The 14,807-nt window shown below is 53.7% G+C and carries 12 protein-coding genes; 8 read left to right on the top strand and 4 right to left on the bottom strand.

What is annotated here, in order from left to right; all coding sequences use genetic code 11:
- Positions 1-327 precede the first annotated feature (327 nt).
- Together LH22_RS13705 and LH22_RS13700 are read left to right on the top strand one after the other, a co-directional pair.
- Entirely contained in the window at positions 328-1,764 is a 1,437-nt protein-coding gene (locus LH22_RS13705; protein ID WP_081946737.1) for a YchO/YchP family invasin, read from the top strand.
- Positions 1,765-1,848: 84 nt separating this feature from the next.
- Positions 1,849-2,868 carry a helix-turn-helix domain-containing protein gene (locus tag LH22_RS13700; RefSeq protein WP_038647389.1) on the top strand — a complete coding sequence of 340 codons (1,020 nt, stop codon included), beginning with the start codon at positions 1,849-1,851 and terminating at the stop codon, positions 2,866-2,868.
- On the opposite strand, the gene LH22_RS20295 is transcribed toward LH22_RS13700, so the two are convergent.
- Positions 2,801-3,874 (bottom strand): alpha/beta hydrolase family protein, encoded by a 1,074-nt coding sequence (locus LH22_RS20295; protein ID WP_234465341.1) that lies wholly within the window; start codon positions 3,872-3,874, stop codon positions 2,801-2,803. The two genes, LH22_RS13700 and LH22_RS20295, sit on opposite strands and share 68 nt — an antisense overlap.
- A 157-nt stretch (positions 3,875-4,031) precedes the next feature.
- Positions 4,032-5,123, bottom strand: a complete 1,092-nt coding sequence (locus tag LH22_RS13690; protein ID WP_038647379.1) for a porin — start codon at positions 5,121-5,123, stop codon at positions 4,032-4,034.
- A gap of 888 nt (positions 5,124-6,011) precedes the next feature.
- Here LH22_RS13690 and LH22_RS13685 point away from each other — a divergent pair.
- The 6 genes from LH22_RS13685 to spy all read left to right on the top strand — a co-directional run bounded on the left by LH22_RS13685 (position 6,012) and on the right by spy (position 12,868).
- Positions 6,012-7,232, top strand: a complete 1,221-nt coding sequence (locus LH22_RS13685; protein ID WP_038647377.1) for an aspartate aminotransferase family protein — start codon at positions 6,012-6,014, stop codon at positions 7,230-7,232.
- Positions 7,229-8,260, top strand: coding sequence for an arginine N-succinyltransferase (gene astA / locus LH22_RS13680; protein WP_038647374.1), 1,032 nt, complete (start codon positions 7,229-7,231; stop codon positions 8,258-8,260). The genes LH22_RS13685 and astA overlap by 4 nt, the downstream gene beginning before the upstream one ends.
- On the top strand, positions 8,257-9,723 hold the full coding sequence (gene astD / locus LH22_RS13675) for a succinylglutamate-semialdehyde dehydrogenase (RefSeq protein ID WP_038647372.1): 1,467 nt from the start codon (positions 8,257-8,259) through the stop codon (positions 9,721-9,723). The genes astA and astD overlap by 4 nt, the downstream gene beginning before the upstream one ends.
- Positions 9,723-11,051 carry an N-succinylarginine dihydrolase gene (gene astB, locus LH22_RS13670; RefSeq protein WP_038647370.1) on the top strand — a complete coding sequence of 443 codons (1,329 nt, stop codon included), beginning with the start codon at positions 9,723-9,725 and terminating at the stop codon, positions 11,049-11,051. The genes astD and astB overlap by 1 nt, the downstream gene beginning before the upstream one ends.
- A gap of 43 nt (positions 11,052-11,094) precedes the next feature.
- Positions 11,095-12,090: a succinylglutamate desuccinylase gene (gene astE / locus LH22_RS13665; protein WP_038647368.1), complete on the top strand. Its 996-nt coding sequence runs from the start codon at positions 11,095-11,097 to the stop codon at positions 12,088-12,090.
- A 280-nt stretch (positions 12,091-12,370) separates the two neighbouring features.
- A complete protein-coding gene (gene spy, locus LH22_RS13660) occupies positions 12,371-12,868 on the top strand; it encodes an ATP-independent periplasmic protein-refolding chaperone Spy (protein WP_038647366.1) in 498 nt (165 codons plus the stop codon).
- Positions 12,869-12,946: 78 nt separating this feature from the next.
- On the opposite strand, the gene cho is transcribed toward spy, so the two are convergent.
- Together cho and nadE are read right to left on the bottom strand one after the other, a co-directional pair.
- Positions 12,947-13,807 carry an excinuclease Cho gene (cho, locus tag LH22_RS13655; protein ID WP_038647364.1) on the bottom strand — a complete coding sequence of 287 codons (861 nt, stop codon included), beginning with the start codon at positions 13,805-13,807 and terminating at the stop codon, positions 12,947-12,949.
- 112 nt (positions 13,808-13,919) lie between these two features.
- Positions 13,920-14,747, bottom strand: coding sequence for an ammonia-dependent NAD(+) synthetase (gene nadE, locus LH22_RS13650; RefSeq protein ID WP_038647362.1), 828 nt, complete (start codon positions 14,745-14,747; stop codon positions 13,920-13,922).
- Positions 14,748-14,807: the final 60 nt, after the last annotated feature.

Here is a 14,807-nt window from a genome sequence, read left to right as displayed (position 1 = left end):
AAAGCCTCAGCGCTGCGGATAGCCCTTGCAGCAGTAGAGATGCTCAGGCCACCACTACCGTGCCCTTTTTCACAATAATCACTGAAGCTTCAGAGCAGGCCAGCCCCTATACGGCGGCAGACTGCGTTATCACCTGTCGCTGAACTGACGAACATTACGCGATGCGGAGCGATTTGGTGATCAAGAGAAAATGGTGCATTTGCTAATCAGGCAATGTCCTAATTCAGCCCAGCCTTTTCTGCAAAGTCGGCAGAATGTGTTAGGGTATTCCAGTACAGTTTTGTGAGCCACCTCAAATTCTAAACTGGATAAAAGCCTGTTTTTGCTATGACATCTGTTTTTTCCGCTTTCAAATCACTGCGCATGCTGCCTGCCGCAACGGGGCTGCTTTTCACTGCACCGGCTTTGGCGTTGGTCACTGACACGCACGTTGCTGATGCGCCCTTTAGCGATCCCGAACGCTTCCAGAAAATGGCCAGCGATCTACCCGCACTTGGCTATGAAGACGAGAATGCGGCCTTCAGCAAGAATCTGGCCACCATCGCCAAGAGCATTGGTGAAGCCAGTCAGGACAGCACCAGCGACAACACTTTTGGTCATCAGGCGGGCATCTGGGCGTTTAACCATTTCCGCGATGAAGTGGCGAACCGCGTGGTGGATGAAGGCCAATCCCTGTTGTCGCCTTATGGTAAAGCGCAAATCGATTTTAACGTCGATATGGACGGTAACTTCACCGGCAGTGGCGCTTCGCTACTCACGCCGTGGGCCGATCGCTACCAATACCTGACCTTTAGTGAAGTGGGCTTTCATCAAACGGATGATGGGCTGGTGGGCAATATCGGCTTGGGACAACGCTGGACGGCGGGTAAATGGCTGCTGGGTTACAACGGTTTTGTCGACCGCATGTTTAATAGCGGATTGCAGCGCGCTTCAGTGGGCACCGAAGCGTGGGGCGATTACCTGCGCTTCTCGGCTAACTACTACACGCCACTGTCGGGTTGGCAAAATCGCGATCCTTTCCAGCAGCAGCGTTTAGCACGCGGCTACGATTTCACCACCCAGGGCTATCTGCCTTTCTATCGCCAGCTTGGGATGTCAGTGAGTTGGGAGCAGTATCTGGGCAATGATGTGGATCTGTTTAGTAGCGGCAACACCTATCACAATCCTTCGGCGCTGACCTTTGGTGTCTCCTACACGCCTGTGCCGTTGGTCACACTCTCTGCCAGCCACAAAACCAGTAATGAAGGTGAGAGTCAGGACCAACTGGGTTTGCATCTTAACTATCGCTTCGGCGTGCCGCTGAGCCAGCAGTTGAGTGCCGATAACGTGGCAGAAGCGCGTTCGCTGCGTGGCAGTCGTTACGACATGGTCACCCGCAACACTACGCCGGTGGTGGAATATCGTCAGCGCAAAACTTTATCCGTGTTCCTCGCTACGCCGCCATGGCAATTAAACGGCGGTGAAAGTCTGCCGCTGAAATTGCAAATCCGTAATGCCAATCCGATCACTAAAGTGGTCTGGCAGGGCGACACTCAGGCACTGAGCTTAACGCCGGGTGCGAATCCTAACGATCCGCAAGGATGGAGCATTATTATGCCCACGTGGAACAGCGCATCTGACGCCACCAACAGCTATCGCCTGTCTGTGACGCTGGAAGACAGCAAGGGCAGCCGGGTGACCTCCAACTGGATTACGCTGCAATTACAGGAACCGTTTAGCATCAATTCCGGAGAGGATAATCGTTTCGATTTGCTGGCGCCTTAAAACGGTCATCGACGAAATTCATGCCACTTCACTGCATGAACCCGGTAACATAGCGGCTTATTGTCAGGAATGGGTTCTTATTGCATGCCTTCAATTCCGGTTCCGCTGGTTACGCTACTGGTGCTGCTGATTTTAATCGTGACCTTAGCGGCGAACGATAAGCAACGCCACCAAACCACGCTGTTATTTCTGGTCGTCTGCTCACTGTTACTGGCGGTGGGAGCATTACGTTGGATCTTGCCGTCAACGCCACTCATGGCTTTGCGCGTGTTATTGGCAACGCTGCTTCCAGCGCTGGCCTGGTACTGTTTCAGCCCGCATACGACTCAGAACTATTCACGCTGGAAAATCGTCCCGCCCGCGCTGGCCATCATCATTATGCAGTGCTGGCCACCAACCATTGATAGCGTGCTATTTGTGCTCTACATCGGATACGGGGCAGCGTTGATTTTTCTGGGCTTAGGCGGTGGGGATCGATTAAGCGATGCGCGCATCAGCGAAGTCGGGCTGGCGGCAAAAATGGCTCTTACCGCCGGTGTATTTCTTTGCTTCTCTGGTATGACAGATTTGCTGGTGGCGCTCGAATTCACTTTGCATCAGGGCAAGCTTGTGCCGCAAATCATCGCGATAATGCAAAGTTTAATGCTGCCTTTACTTAGCCTGGCGATTGTATTTGCAGCACGTACTCGCCCCCGGGAAGTGAGTATTGAGACAGTACTGCCCGATTCTTCTCCGTTGCAGACGCCTGAGCAGGCAGCTTTGTGCCTGCAACTGGAAAATCGACTGCGGCAGGATGACCTGTTCCTTAATACACAACTCACGTTGAATCTATTGGCGCGCAAAGCCGGTATTCCCTCGCGTCACATCTCGCGTGCGATCAATGCGACTTACCACTGTAATGTTTCTCAATGGATAAATGGTTTTCGCATCGCTCATGCGCAGCAGTTGCTCCGAAGCAGTTCACTGCCGGTTACGGAGGTGATGCTGGCTTCAGGATTCACCACCAAATCAAATTTCAATCGCGAGTTTCTCCGCATCAGCGGGCAGACGCCGAGTGCATTTCGTCAGCAGGCCGGTTCAATGCCGCGCTCAGAAAATGCGTGATACGGGCGATTAACTCCTGATGAATATCGGCACGGCTCCGGCTGCCTTGATCCTGGCAAATGATGCCATCGCCAGGGGAAGACTGTTCAATCAACTCAGCAGCATGGGGTTTACAGCGCTGCATAAAACTAAAGTGGGTTGCGCCGCTGATACGTGAAAACGGTGTCTGTTGAGGCGGAAGATACTGCGCCAGATAGCCGGATTCCAGTGAGGCGGGAAGTTCAACACTGTCTTGTTCTGCGGATAATACCAGCACTGGCACAGAAATCCTTGCCAAACTATCTGGCGTGAATCCGCGCGCCAGACCCAGATCGAGCGATATAGCCGCTTTGATGTGGGGGCTACCTAATTGAGCATTTAATAAAGAAGCGGTATTCGTGTTGCTGATACCCAAAGTCTCAATCAATTGACAGTCTGATAGCGGCGCGTGGTTCTGGCAATCCTGAACAAATCTGTTTGACGAAAACCGGGCACCGATTAACTCCATTACTGTCCACCCTCCAAGTGAGTGGCCGATGGCGGCGATGCGCAATGGATCAACCTTTCCTGCCAGGTGTTCGTCTGCCAATAATCGGTCCAGTACCCGGCTGATATCATCTGGACGCAGCCAAAGTTTCCGGGCAGTAGCAGGATCGCGATTCTCAGTTGTTGTACCGGGATGATTGGGGGCAGCGACGATATATCCTTGCACAGTGAGTGCATGCGCCAACCAGTTGAGGTTACGCCAGCTACCGCCATAGCCGTGAGACAGCAGGACTAAAGGATGCTGTCCGGGACGAGGCGTTGCATTGCGTAAAACCGACTCACCATAGAACGCTGGGTTCTCACCCACATCTTCTAAGACGCCCGTGGCTGCAGTGGGATACCAAAAAGCAACATTGAGCGGACGATTGCCCTGGCTATCAAGTGTTATCTGACGAAAGCCCGTAGCTGCCTGTGCAAGCGATGCACACATCATCAGCATAAGTGCACAAATACAAAATCGAATCATTAGCGTGTTCTCCATGAGTGTAAAATCATGAAGAGTAATAACGGAAACAGTCAGTTATCGCGTCCTCAATCACGATTGAGTACCTGTATAACGACAATAAAAAAGGGCAGCTTACGCTGCCCTTTGCTCATACCCAGCCGACACTAGCCGGTATGCAATGAGGGATACTCACTTAGAACTGATACACCAGACCAACAGCAGTTACGTCGTCAGTGTTGATGTTCAACGCGTTATTATCTTTCAACAGGTTGATTTTATACTCTGCATAAGCAGACATGTTCTTGTTGAAGTAGTAAGTCACGCCAACGGCTACGTATTTGAACAGGTCAGTATCACCTACATTGTTCTCGACATCTTTCGCGCGAGAAGACACATAGCCCAGTGAAGGACGCAGGCCATTCAGGAACTGATACTGTGCAACGGCTTCAAAGTTAACCGCTTTGTTAGCGAAACCGTTATTACCGATCGGCGTCGCGTTCTGCGTTTCGCCATAGATGGTCGCCAGGTAAATCTGGTTGGCATCGTATTTCAGACCGGCTGCCCAGCTCTGCGCTTTATCGCCACGGCCGTAGGTTGCGGTGTTCTGTGCAGTGACACGATCGAGGTTCGCATAAGCACCAACAATGCTCAGGCCAAAATCGAAATCATAGGAGGTTGACAACGCAAAGCCGTCACCATTCGAACGACGTACCGCCAGGTTGCTGGCAGTTGCGCTGTCAGAGCGCTCGTTTTTGCCTTCATACTGCGCGGCAAAGTTCCAGCCTTTCACCAGACCGAAGAAATCTTTGTTACGCCAGGTCAGCACACCGGTAGAACGGCCTGACAAGAACGCATCGGTGTAACCTGAATCACCACCAAAGTACGGCAGCATATCGGTGTAGCCCAGTACGTCGTACACCAGACCGTAGTTACGGCCGTAGTCGATTGAACCGAACTGAGCAATTTTCAGACCCGCAAAGCCCAGACGGGTTTTGTTGCCTGAGTTAGCATCGCTGCCTTCAGAGTTGCTCAGGCTGTACTGGTATTGCCACTGACCATAGCCGGTCAGCTGGTCATTAATTTTGGTTTCGCCTTTAAAGCCCAGGCGGGTATAGGAAGAGACTTCACCGTTTGCGCTGTCGTTGTCAGAGAACAGATGCGAAACGTTGATTTTGCCGGTCAGGTCCAGTTTGTTGCCATCTTTGTTATAGATTTCGGCGGCCTGAGCCGAAGAAAGTCCCAGCAGTAAAGGCATCACTGCTGCCAGTAAGGAGCGCTTCATCATTTATAATTTACCCTGTGATATTTTTTAATTGTATCCCCGTCATCGGGGTGAAAAGAAAATGACACAAAAGGTTCAAGATCAACAGTGCAATATATGTAACTAAATATTTCCTATTGGCTTTTTGTGTGATTTTTAATCTTAACTTCCATTATATGGGATTTTACATTGGATAAACTTATCCCAATATCAATATGTATCGCATCAATATAAATAGATAACTCATTGTTTTATATTGGTATTAATAAAATTAAAGAAAAGTAAATCACCCTGTTTCTATGATGGTTAAATAGCACAAGCCTATGCATTATTGTTCAATAAAAAATATATAAAACCACCTAATCATTAGCATGGTAATTATCTGGTTAATCTCTTTGTGTCTTTTTATTTCTGCAATGATAATAACCTTAGTCACTAAACGTCGTTTAACTTACGTTTAATTAAGGCGTTGTTCAAAATGCAGCCAAATATGCAAAGAGATTGTTAAACAGGAGCGAGTGAGTGCCACCTCTACTTGCCGATTTGGATGCACATTTCCTGCACATCCGCGCACCATAAATGCACAAGTTGCCCTAAAACAGGGCGGACGCCGCGACTTTTTGGCGAAATATTAGCTGTGCGATCACAAAAGCGCTATTTCATTTTGTGAATGCATAAATCTGCTAAATAAATAGCTGCTCTCCTCTCTCCATCAGACTGATATTCACTTTTTATGCAGTTAATGTGAATAGTGACCTAATCTAACTCATTGATATTGCGTTGCTCAAACCCATTTATGCATTTTTTCCGCTAGCTGGCACGCTTACTGCACTCTACAGTAGTGCTGCGACACAACGGATTTTAACAATTTTAAAACAATAGCTTCACTTAGCTGGAGCAGGAGAAATGGCTATGTCACTGCAGGTTTCACGTCACGATTTTGATCAATGGATGATGCCGGTATATGCCCCCGCAGCTTTTGTACCGGTGCGTGCTGAAGGCTCAACGCTCTGGGATCAGCAAGGTAAGGATTACATCGACTTTGCAGGTGGCATCGCGGTTAATGCATTGGGACATGCGCATCCCGCTTTGCAACAGGCTCTGACAGAGCAGGCCGGTAAGCTATGGCACACCGGCAATGGCTATACCAACGAACCTATTTTACGCCTGGCTAAACAGCTCATTGACGCCACCTTTGCCGATCGCGTGTTCTTCTGTAACTCCGGGGCAGAGGCTAATGAGGCAGCACTGAAACTGGCGCGTAAAGTCGCGCACGATCGTTTTGGCGCCGAGAAAAATGGCATCGTGGCCTTCAATAATGCTTTCCACGGACGCACGCTATTTACTGTTTCAGCGGGTGGTCAACCGGCTTATTCACGTGATTTTGCGCCGTTACCCCCGGCGATTGAACATGCCAGCTTCAACGATTTGGCCTCTGCCGCAGCACTGATCAATGACCAAACCTGTGCCGTGATTGTTGAACCGATTCAGGGTGAGGGCGGTGTTGTACCGGCCGATCCGGCTTTCCTGCGCGGCCTGCGTGAACTGTGCGACAAACATCAGGCGACGTTGATATTCGATGAAGTGCAGAGCGGCGTGGGGCGTACCGGTTCACTGTATGCCTACATGCACTATGGCGTGACGCCTGACGTGCTGACCACCGCCAAAGCGCTGGGTGGTGGCTTCCCGATCGGCGCGATGCTGACACGTGAAGATCTGGCGCTGGTGATGGGCGTGGGCACCCATGGCACCACCTACGGCGGTAACCCGCTGGCAGGTGCCGTCGCCGGTAAAGTGATGGAGTTGATTAACCAACCCGACTTTATAGCGGGTGTCACAGAGCGCCATCAGTGGTTTGTCGCGGCATTACAAGAGATGAACCAGCGCCTGCCGATCTTAAAAGAAGTTCGCGGTCTTGGGCTGTTGATTGGAGCCGTGCTGAATGAAGATTTTGCCGGGAAAGCGAAGCAGTTCAACCTGGCGGCGGCGGAAGAGGGCGTCATGGTGCTGATTGCCGGTGCTAACGTGGTGCGTTTCGCGCCCGCGCTCAATATCAGTGAAGCGGAAGTGAAAGAGGGACTGGCGCGCTTTGAACGTGCCTGTGCTCGCGTGCTCAAAGGAGCTGCATCATGATGGTGATTCGCCCCGTCGAACGTGACGACCTTGCGCAGTTGCTGTCGCTGGCGGGCAAAACCGGGGGCGGCTTAACCTCGCTGCCCGCCGATAGCGATACACTGAAAGCGCGTATTGAGCGTTCTCTGCTCACCTGGCAGGGCGCGCTCTCGCGTGCTGAACAAGGCTATGTGTTTGTACTGGCCGATAGCGCAGACAATCGTGCTGTTGGGATCTGTGCCATTGAAGTGGCCGTGGGCCTGCAAGACCCGTGGTACAACTTCCGGGTGGGCACGCAGGTACACGCCTCGAAAGAGTTAAACGTCTACGCCAGCTTGCCAACGCTGTCGTTGAGTAACGATCACACCGGCAGCAGCGAGCTGTGCACGCTGTTCCTCGATCCCGATTATCGCGATGGAAAAAATGGCCATCTGCTGTCGAAATCCCGCTTCCTGTTTATGGCTAATTTCCGCGATCGTTTTATGAAGCACGTGGTGGCTGAGATGCGCGGTGTCAGTGATGACACAGGTCATTCCCCGTTCTGGGACAGTGTCGGCAGCCGTTTCTTCTCCATGGAGTTTCGTGAAGCCGATTTCCTCAGCGGCACCGGGCAGAAAGCCTTTATTGCTGAGCTGATGCCAAAACATCCGCTGTATATCCATTATCTCAGTGAAGCGGCGCAGAAAGTGATTGGCGAAGTGCATCCGAAAACGGCACCCGCGCGCGCCGTGCTGGAAGCGGAAGGGTTTCGTTATCTCAATTACGTCGACATCTTTGACGGCGGCCCAACGCTGGAGTGCGAGATTGATCGCATTCGCGCCATCCGTAAAAGTCACCTGCTTCAGGCCGAAGCCGGGGAAGCCGATGACAGCTGGCCGCTGTGCCTGGTCGCCAACGGTGATTACCAGCATTTCCGCGTGGCGCTGCTGCCCGTCGATATGGCGAGCGGAAAAGTCCGTATCAATGAGCATCAGCGCACGGCGTTGCGCTGCGATTATGGCGATGCATTGCGTGTGGTCACGCTGTGCCGCGAGGAGAAAAAAGCATGACGCACTTCATTAATGGTCAATGGCTGACGGGCGGCGCTGAAGCGTTAACCAAACAAAACCCGGTGAACGGTGAAACGTTATGGCAGGGACGGGCAGCGACCGGTGCACAGGTGGCGGCAGCTTGCAAGGCGGCGCGCGCGGCCTTTCCCGCCTGGGCACGCAAGCCTTTCGCGGAACGTCAGGCGGTAGTGGAAGCCTTTGCCAAATTACTCGAGAACCACAAAACCGCACTGGCAGAAACTATCGCCAAAGAAACCGGTAAACCGCGCTGGGAAACCCTGACCGAAGTGCAGGCGATGATCAATAAAATCGCCATCTCGGTAAAAGCCTACCACACGCGTACCGGAGAACAGGCCGAGGGTGAAAGTTCGTTGCGCCATCGCCCGCATGGCGTACTCGCGGTGTTTGGTCCCTACAATTTTCCTGGCCATCTGCCGAACGGACATATCGTTCCCGCGCTGCTGGCGGGCAACTGTGTCGTGTTCAAACCGAGTGAGCTTACGCCGATGACGGCGGAAAAAACCGTAGAGCTGTGGGAGCAAGCGGGGCTGCCAGCGGGTGTGATCGCGCTATTGCAGGGCGCGCGCGAAACCGGCCAGGCACTGGCGCATGAGCCACAAATCGATGGCTTGCTGTTTACCGGCAGTGCCGCAACAGGCTATCACCTGCATCGCCAGTTTGCCGGTCAGCCTGAGAAAATGCTGGCGCTGGAGATGGGCGGTAACAATGCGCTGATCGTCGAGGACCCCTCAGACCTTGATGGCGCAGTGCACATCGCGATTCAGTCTGCCTTTATTACAGCCGGGCAGCGCTGCACCTGTGCGCGTCGTCTGCTGGTGAAACGCGGAGCAGCAGGCGATGCCTTCCTGCAGCGTTTGGTGGAAGTGACCGCTCGTCTGCAGCCTGCCGCCTGGAATGCCGAACCGCAGCCCTTTATGGGTAGCGTGATTTCACCTGCCGCCGCCGGACATATTTACGCCGCCTGGCAGCAGCGTATCGATCTGGGCGGCAAGGTGTTGCTGGCGATGCACTGGCCGGATCGCGACAGCGCCATTATCACTCCCGGTATCATTGAGATGACGGACGTGGCGAAACTGCCCGACGAAGAGGTGTTTGGTCCGCTGCTGCAGGTCATCCGCTACGATGAGTACGATCAGGCGATTCGCCTCGCCAACCAGACGCGCTATGGCCTCTCCTGCGGTTTGATTTCTCCGCAGCGTGCGCAGTTTGACCAACTGCTACTGGAAGCGCGTGCCGGGATTGTTAACTGGAACAAACCGTTAACCGGTGCCGCCAGCTCAGCGCCGTTTGGCGGTGTAGGTGCGTCCGGTAATCATCGCGCCAGTGCATGGTATGCCGCAGATTACTGCGCGTGGCCGATGGCTTCTTTGGAGAGCCCGAGCCTGGCCTTACCGGGCAGCTTATCGCCGGGACTGGATTTCTCCGCGGAAGGAGCTGAATAATGAAAGCGTTTGAAGCCAATTTTGACGGTCTGGTCGGCCTGACGCACCATTACGCCGGGCTCTCATTTGGTAATGAAGCCTCAACGCGTAATCAGCTGCAGCCTTCTAACCCACGTCTGGCGGCGAAACAGGGCCTGTTGAAAATGAAAGCGCTGGCGGACATGGGCTATGTGCAAGGGGTGATTCCGCCGCATGAGCGGCCGAATATCCCGCTGCTGCGCCAGTTGGGTTTTGCTGGCACTGACGAACAGGTGCTGGAGAAAGCCGCCCGGCAGGCACCGCAATTGTTGTCTGCGGCCAGTTCTGCCTCGGCAATGTGGGTGGCGAATGCTGCCACCGTTTCGCCTTCAGCCGACAGTGCCGATGGTCGCGTGCACTTTACCGTGGCTAACCTTAACAATAAATTCCACCGCGCCATCGAAGCGCCGGAAACGGCCGACTTGCTGCGCGCCATTTTCCGCGATCCGCAACATTTCAGCGTGCATGATGCTTTGCCGCAGGTGGCGCTGTTTGGCGATGAAGGTGCCGCCAACCATAACCGCTTTGGTACGGAGTACGGCGATGCGGGTGTTCAGCTGTTTGTTTATGGTCGTGATGGACAACAGCAGGGCGCTGCACCAGCACGTTATCCGGCACGTCAGACGCGGGAAGCCAGTGCCGCGGTGGCGCGCCTGCATCAGCTCGACGACGATCGCACGCTGTTTGCTCAGCAAAACCCGCTGGTGATCGATCAGGGCGTATTCCACAACGATGTCATCGCCGTCAGCAACCAGCAGGTGCTGTTCTGCCATGAGGAGGCGTTTGTCGATCAGCCGGCGTTATTACAACAGCTGGCTGCGCGCGTGCCCGGCTTCCAGCCGATTGTGGTGCCGCGTGATAAAGTGTCAGTGGCCGACGCGGTGAATACCTATCTGTTTAACAGCCAGCTGTTGCAGCATCCTGAAGGTGGGATGCGACTGGTACTGCCCGAAGAGTCACGCCAGCATGCGGGCGTGTGGCGCTATTTGAGTGAGCTGGTGGAGAGCGGCGGACCGATTCGTGAGCTCACGGTGTTCGATCTGCGTGAGAGTATGTGCAATGGCGGTGGGCCAGCCTGTCTGCGTTTGCGGGTGGTGCTCAATGAAGCAGAGCGTCAGGCCCTCAATCCAGCGGTACTAATGAACGATCGCCTATTCACCACTCTGAACAGTTGGGTCGATCGCCACTACCGTGATCGCCTGACCCAAGCCGATTTGGCCGATCCACAGTTACTGCGTGAAGGACGCACCGCGCTGGATGAGCTGACGCAGCTGCTAGACTTAGGCAGTGTCTACGCATTTCAGCGTTAACCTCAGAGGGTAAGTGAAGCTTCTGAGTTGAAAAGGAGTGTACATGCAGGATTTTCTACAACAAACCCTGTCAGGTAAGCCGCCCCAGCAGCGGCAGGGCAGCAATGCCCATTTACAGTGGCAGTGGCACGATGAGGGCATTCTATCCCTGACACCCCATGCACCGACGCATCAGGCGCTGGTGCTGTCAGCGGGCGTGCACGGCAACGAAACGGCCCCGGTTGAGATTCTTAACATGTTGTTGACGCCACTGCTGCGCGGAGATCAGCCGTTAGCGGTGCGGTTGCTGGTGATATTGGGTAATCCCGATGCGCTACGCAGCGGCAAGCGTTATCAACAATATGATATTAACCGCTTGTTCGGTGGGCGCTGGCAGAAGGTGTCCGATTTGCCTGAAGCTCAGCGCACGTTGCGACTGGAACAGGCGCTTGAACAGTTCTGGCGCGAGTGTCGCGATCATGAAGTGCGCTGGCATCTCGATCTGCATACCGCGATTCGTGGCTCGTACCATGCGCGCTTTGGCGTGATGCCCTTGAATCCTCAACCGTGGCCGCACGACTTTCTGCACTGGCTGGCGGCGGCAGAGCTGGAAGCGCTGGTGTTTCATCGTTCCCCTGGCGGCACCTTTACCCACTACAGCTGTGAACATCATGATGCGGCCAGCTGTACGCTGGAGCTGGGTAAAGCCCTGCCGTTTGGAGAAAATGATCTCAGCCAGTTCTCGGCGGTGCAGCAGGCGCTGGCGGCATTGTTGTATGGCGAGCCACTGCCAGAAGTGCGGGAACAGCCGCGGCATTATCGTGTGGCGCAGCAGATTACCCGTCACGGTGACGCGTTTGTGTTGCACATGGGGCCAGAAACGCTGAACTTTACGGCATTCCCGCAGGGCACGTTGCTGGCAGAAGAGGGGGAGACGCGCTACTACGTACAACAGGCGCGTGAATATGTGCTGTTTCCCAATCCAAATGTTGCTGCGGGACTACGTGCTGGCCTGATGCTGGTGGAAGAGAACGAGCAGACGCAGGCACTGACGTTATAAATAAGGTGGGTGAAGAAAATTCACCCATTTTTCCCTTCCGCAAATCCGACAATACCGTTACACTCCTCCTTAATTCCTGCGCATTTCCCTTTGATTGTCATACTCTTTTGCAATTCCTCACGCATTTCTTCTCTTTCTCTCCATGATTGCCTGATTACTGTCTTTTATGCTTTCAGGGCTTTACTCAGACTCTGAGTAGTTGACGTTTGGCGTCGTATGCTTGTTTCCGAAGACGCGACACACCTTGTCGTCATGAAACTGAATAGTAAGGAAAAATATTATGCGTAAACTCACTTCCCTGTTCCTGGCTACTGCAATGGCTCTTGGTGCTGCCAACATCGTCCACGCTGCAGCGGACAATCTGACACCACCGCCAGCAGGTAGCGAAAAACCGATGCACAAGCCGCCAATGCGTCATCACGGTATGGAGATGATGTTCAAAGGCCTGAATCTGACGGATGCGCAGAAAGCGCAGATCAAAACCATCATGCGTGACAGCCATAAAGAGATGAAACGTCCATCTCTGGAAGAGCGTCGTGCTAACCACAGCATCATCGCTTCAGATACTTTCGATAAAGCGAAAGCCGAAGCGCAGGCTGAGAAAATGACCGCCAACGCGAAAGATCGTGCGGTGAGCATGATGGAAACGCAGAACAAGATTTACAACGTGCTGACACCTGAACAGAAAAAACAGTACAACGCCAACTTTGAGAAACGTCTGACAGAGAAAGGCCCGCATGACGGTAAAATGCCGCCACCGCCGGCTGATGGTGAATAAGCCGTTTAGCTTATCGGTTTGAGACCGCCGACGTTGTCCACTGCATCTGATGCTTTGGGCAGCGTCGGCGGTTTTGTTTTAGAGTTCGATCAGCGGGAAAACCCCGGACAACAGCGGGCGACACAAAATTTTATAGCCGTCATGATCAAAGCCCTGACGTGCGCGCTGTAGCTGGCGGGCTTCCGCTTCGGTGGTGACCGAACCGAGCCAGAACCAGTGATCGATGACGTGAATCTGTGTCATCTCTGCTCCCACTTCTACCATGCCAACCGGACCTTGCCACGGCCAGCACACCACACGCATCTGTTCCAGTGCCTGATGCAAACGTTGCTGATGGGCTTCAACGGATTCGGTACCGCAGCACGCCCCGGCGCAGCGTTTTAGCGCGGCGCGAAAACAGCCGCGTCCCGGTGATAAGCGCTCTAATCCCAGTAATCCATGGCACAGGCGTTGTTCATCGGCAATCGCCTTGAGTTTTTCCATGGCCGCAAAACGACTGCGAAACAAACCGTAGAGGTTGGGGGAGCAGGAGAAGTCGAGATCTTTGGCGTAAACCACCTGCGGAGCGCCATCGCCAAGCTGCAACGAACAGAGCTGACGATTTTTGCGCAGGCGCTTATTAAACAGCGGCTGCTGCGTTTTAATCATCTGCGCTTCCAGCAGTTGCGCGCCAAGATCGCCCGCGGTAGGGATCCAGGTCACACGCCGCGCCTGACGCAATATGTTGGCTTCATCCGGCGTGCGAAAATGCGACATCACCCGGCTGCGCAGGTTGACGCTTTTGCCGATATACAGTGGCAGGCTGTCGCTCTCACCGTGAAAGGTATACACGCCTGGCTGATTCGGTAATCCTTCCAGCCATTGTCGTAAATGTTCGGGATATTGATAAATCGCGGCCGCATCAAATTCGAGGCGGTGGCTGGCTACACGTCTGACCAAAACACACTCCGATTACTGGTTGTCTGTCCAGTATATCAGCGTGATGCTTTTCTCGCCAGTCCGCGGCAGAAGGAGGGCGTTTCCCGCAACAGCGGCGGGAAACGCAGAGCGGTTACTTTTTCCAGAAGTCGTCGAACACGGTGATCGGCGGACGACGTTTGTGTTCGGTTTTCAGATACCAGCCTTCAATGGTCTTGGCAGCGGCGGCATCAATGGTTTTGCCTTCCAGATAAGCGTCAATCTGCTGATAGGTCACGCCAAGCGCCACTTCATCCTGCAAGCCAGGACGATCGTCTTCCAGATCGGCCGTCGGGTGTTTCAGATACAAGTGTTCCGGGCAGCCCAGCGTTTTTAACAGCTGTTTACCCTGGCCTTTGTGCAGGCGGAAAATCGGGTTGATATCGCTGCCACCGTCACCGTATTTGGTAAAGAAGCCGGTCACGGCCTCGGCTGCATGATCGGTGCCTACCACCACGCCTTTGGTCATACCGGCGATGCTGTATTGCGCCTTCATACGCTCGCGGGCTTTTTCGTTGCCGCGTACGAAATCGGAGACTGCGATGCCCGCATCTTTCAACGCGCGCTCACTGGCGAGAATCGCTTCTTTGATATTGACCACTAACGTGCGATCCGGCTGGATAAACGCCAGCGCATCCTGACAATCCTGCTCATCGGCCTGCACGCCATACGGCAGACGTACCGCGATAAAGGTGTAGTCCTTATCGCCGGTCTCTTCTCGCAACTCGCGAATGGCGGTTTGAGACAGGATGCCAGTTAGCGTGGAGTCCTGTCCGCCGCTAATGCCGAGCACCAGCGTTTTCAGGAATGGATTGGCTTTCAGGTAGGATTTCAGAAAATCGACGCTGACGCGGACTTCCTGTTGCGGATCGATAACGGGTTTAACACCCAACGCTTCAATGATTTCCTGCTGCAGTGACATGAACCTCTCCTCAAGTCAGTAGCCTGACGGCACAATACGAATCATCTGCTAAAGCTAACG

This window comes from Pantoea rwandensis (genome assembly GCF_000759475.1).
Taxonomy (GTDB): Bacteria; Pseudomonadota; Gammaproteobacteria; order Enterobacterales; family Enterobacteriaceae; genus Pantoea; species Pantoea rwandensis_B.
This window is presented reverse-complemented; position numbering and strand designations above follow the sequence as displayed.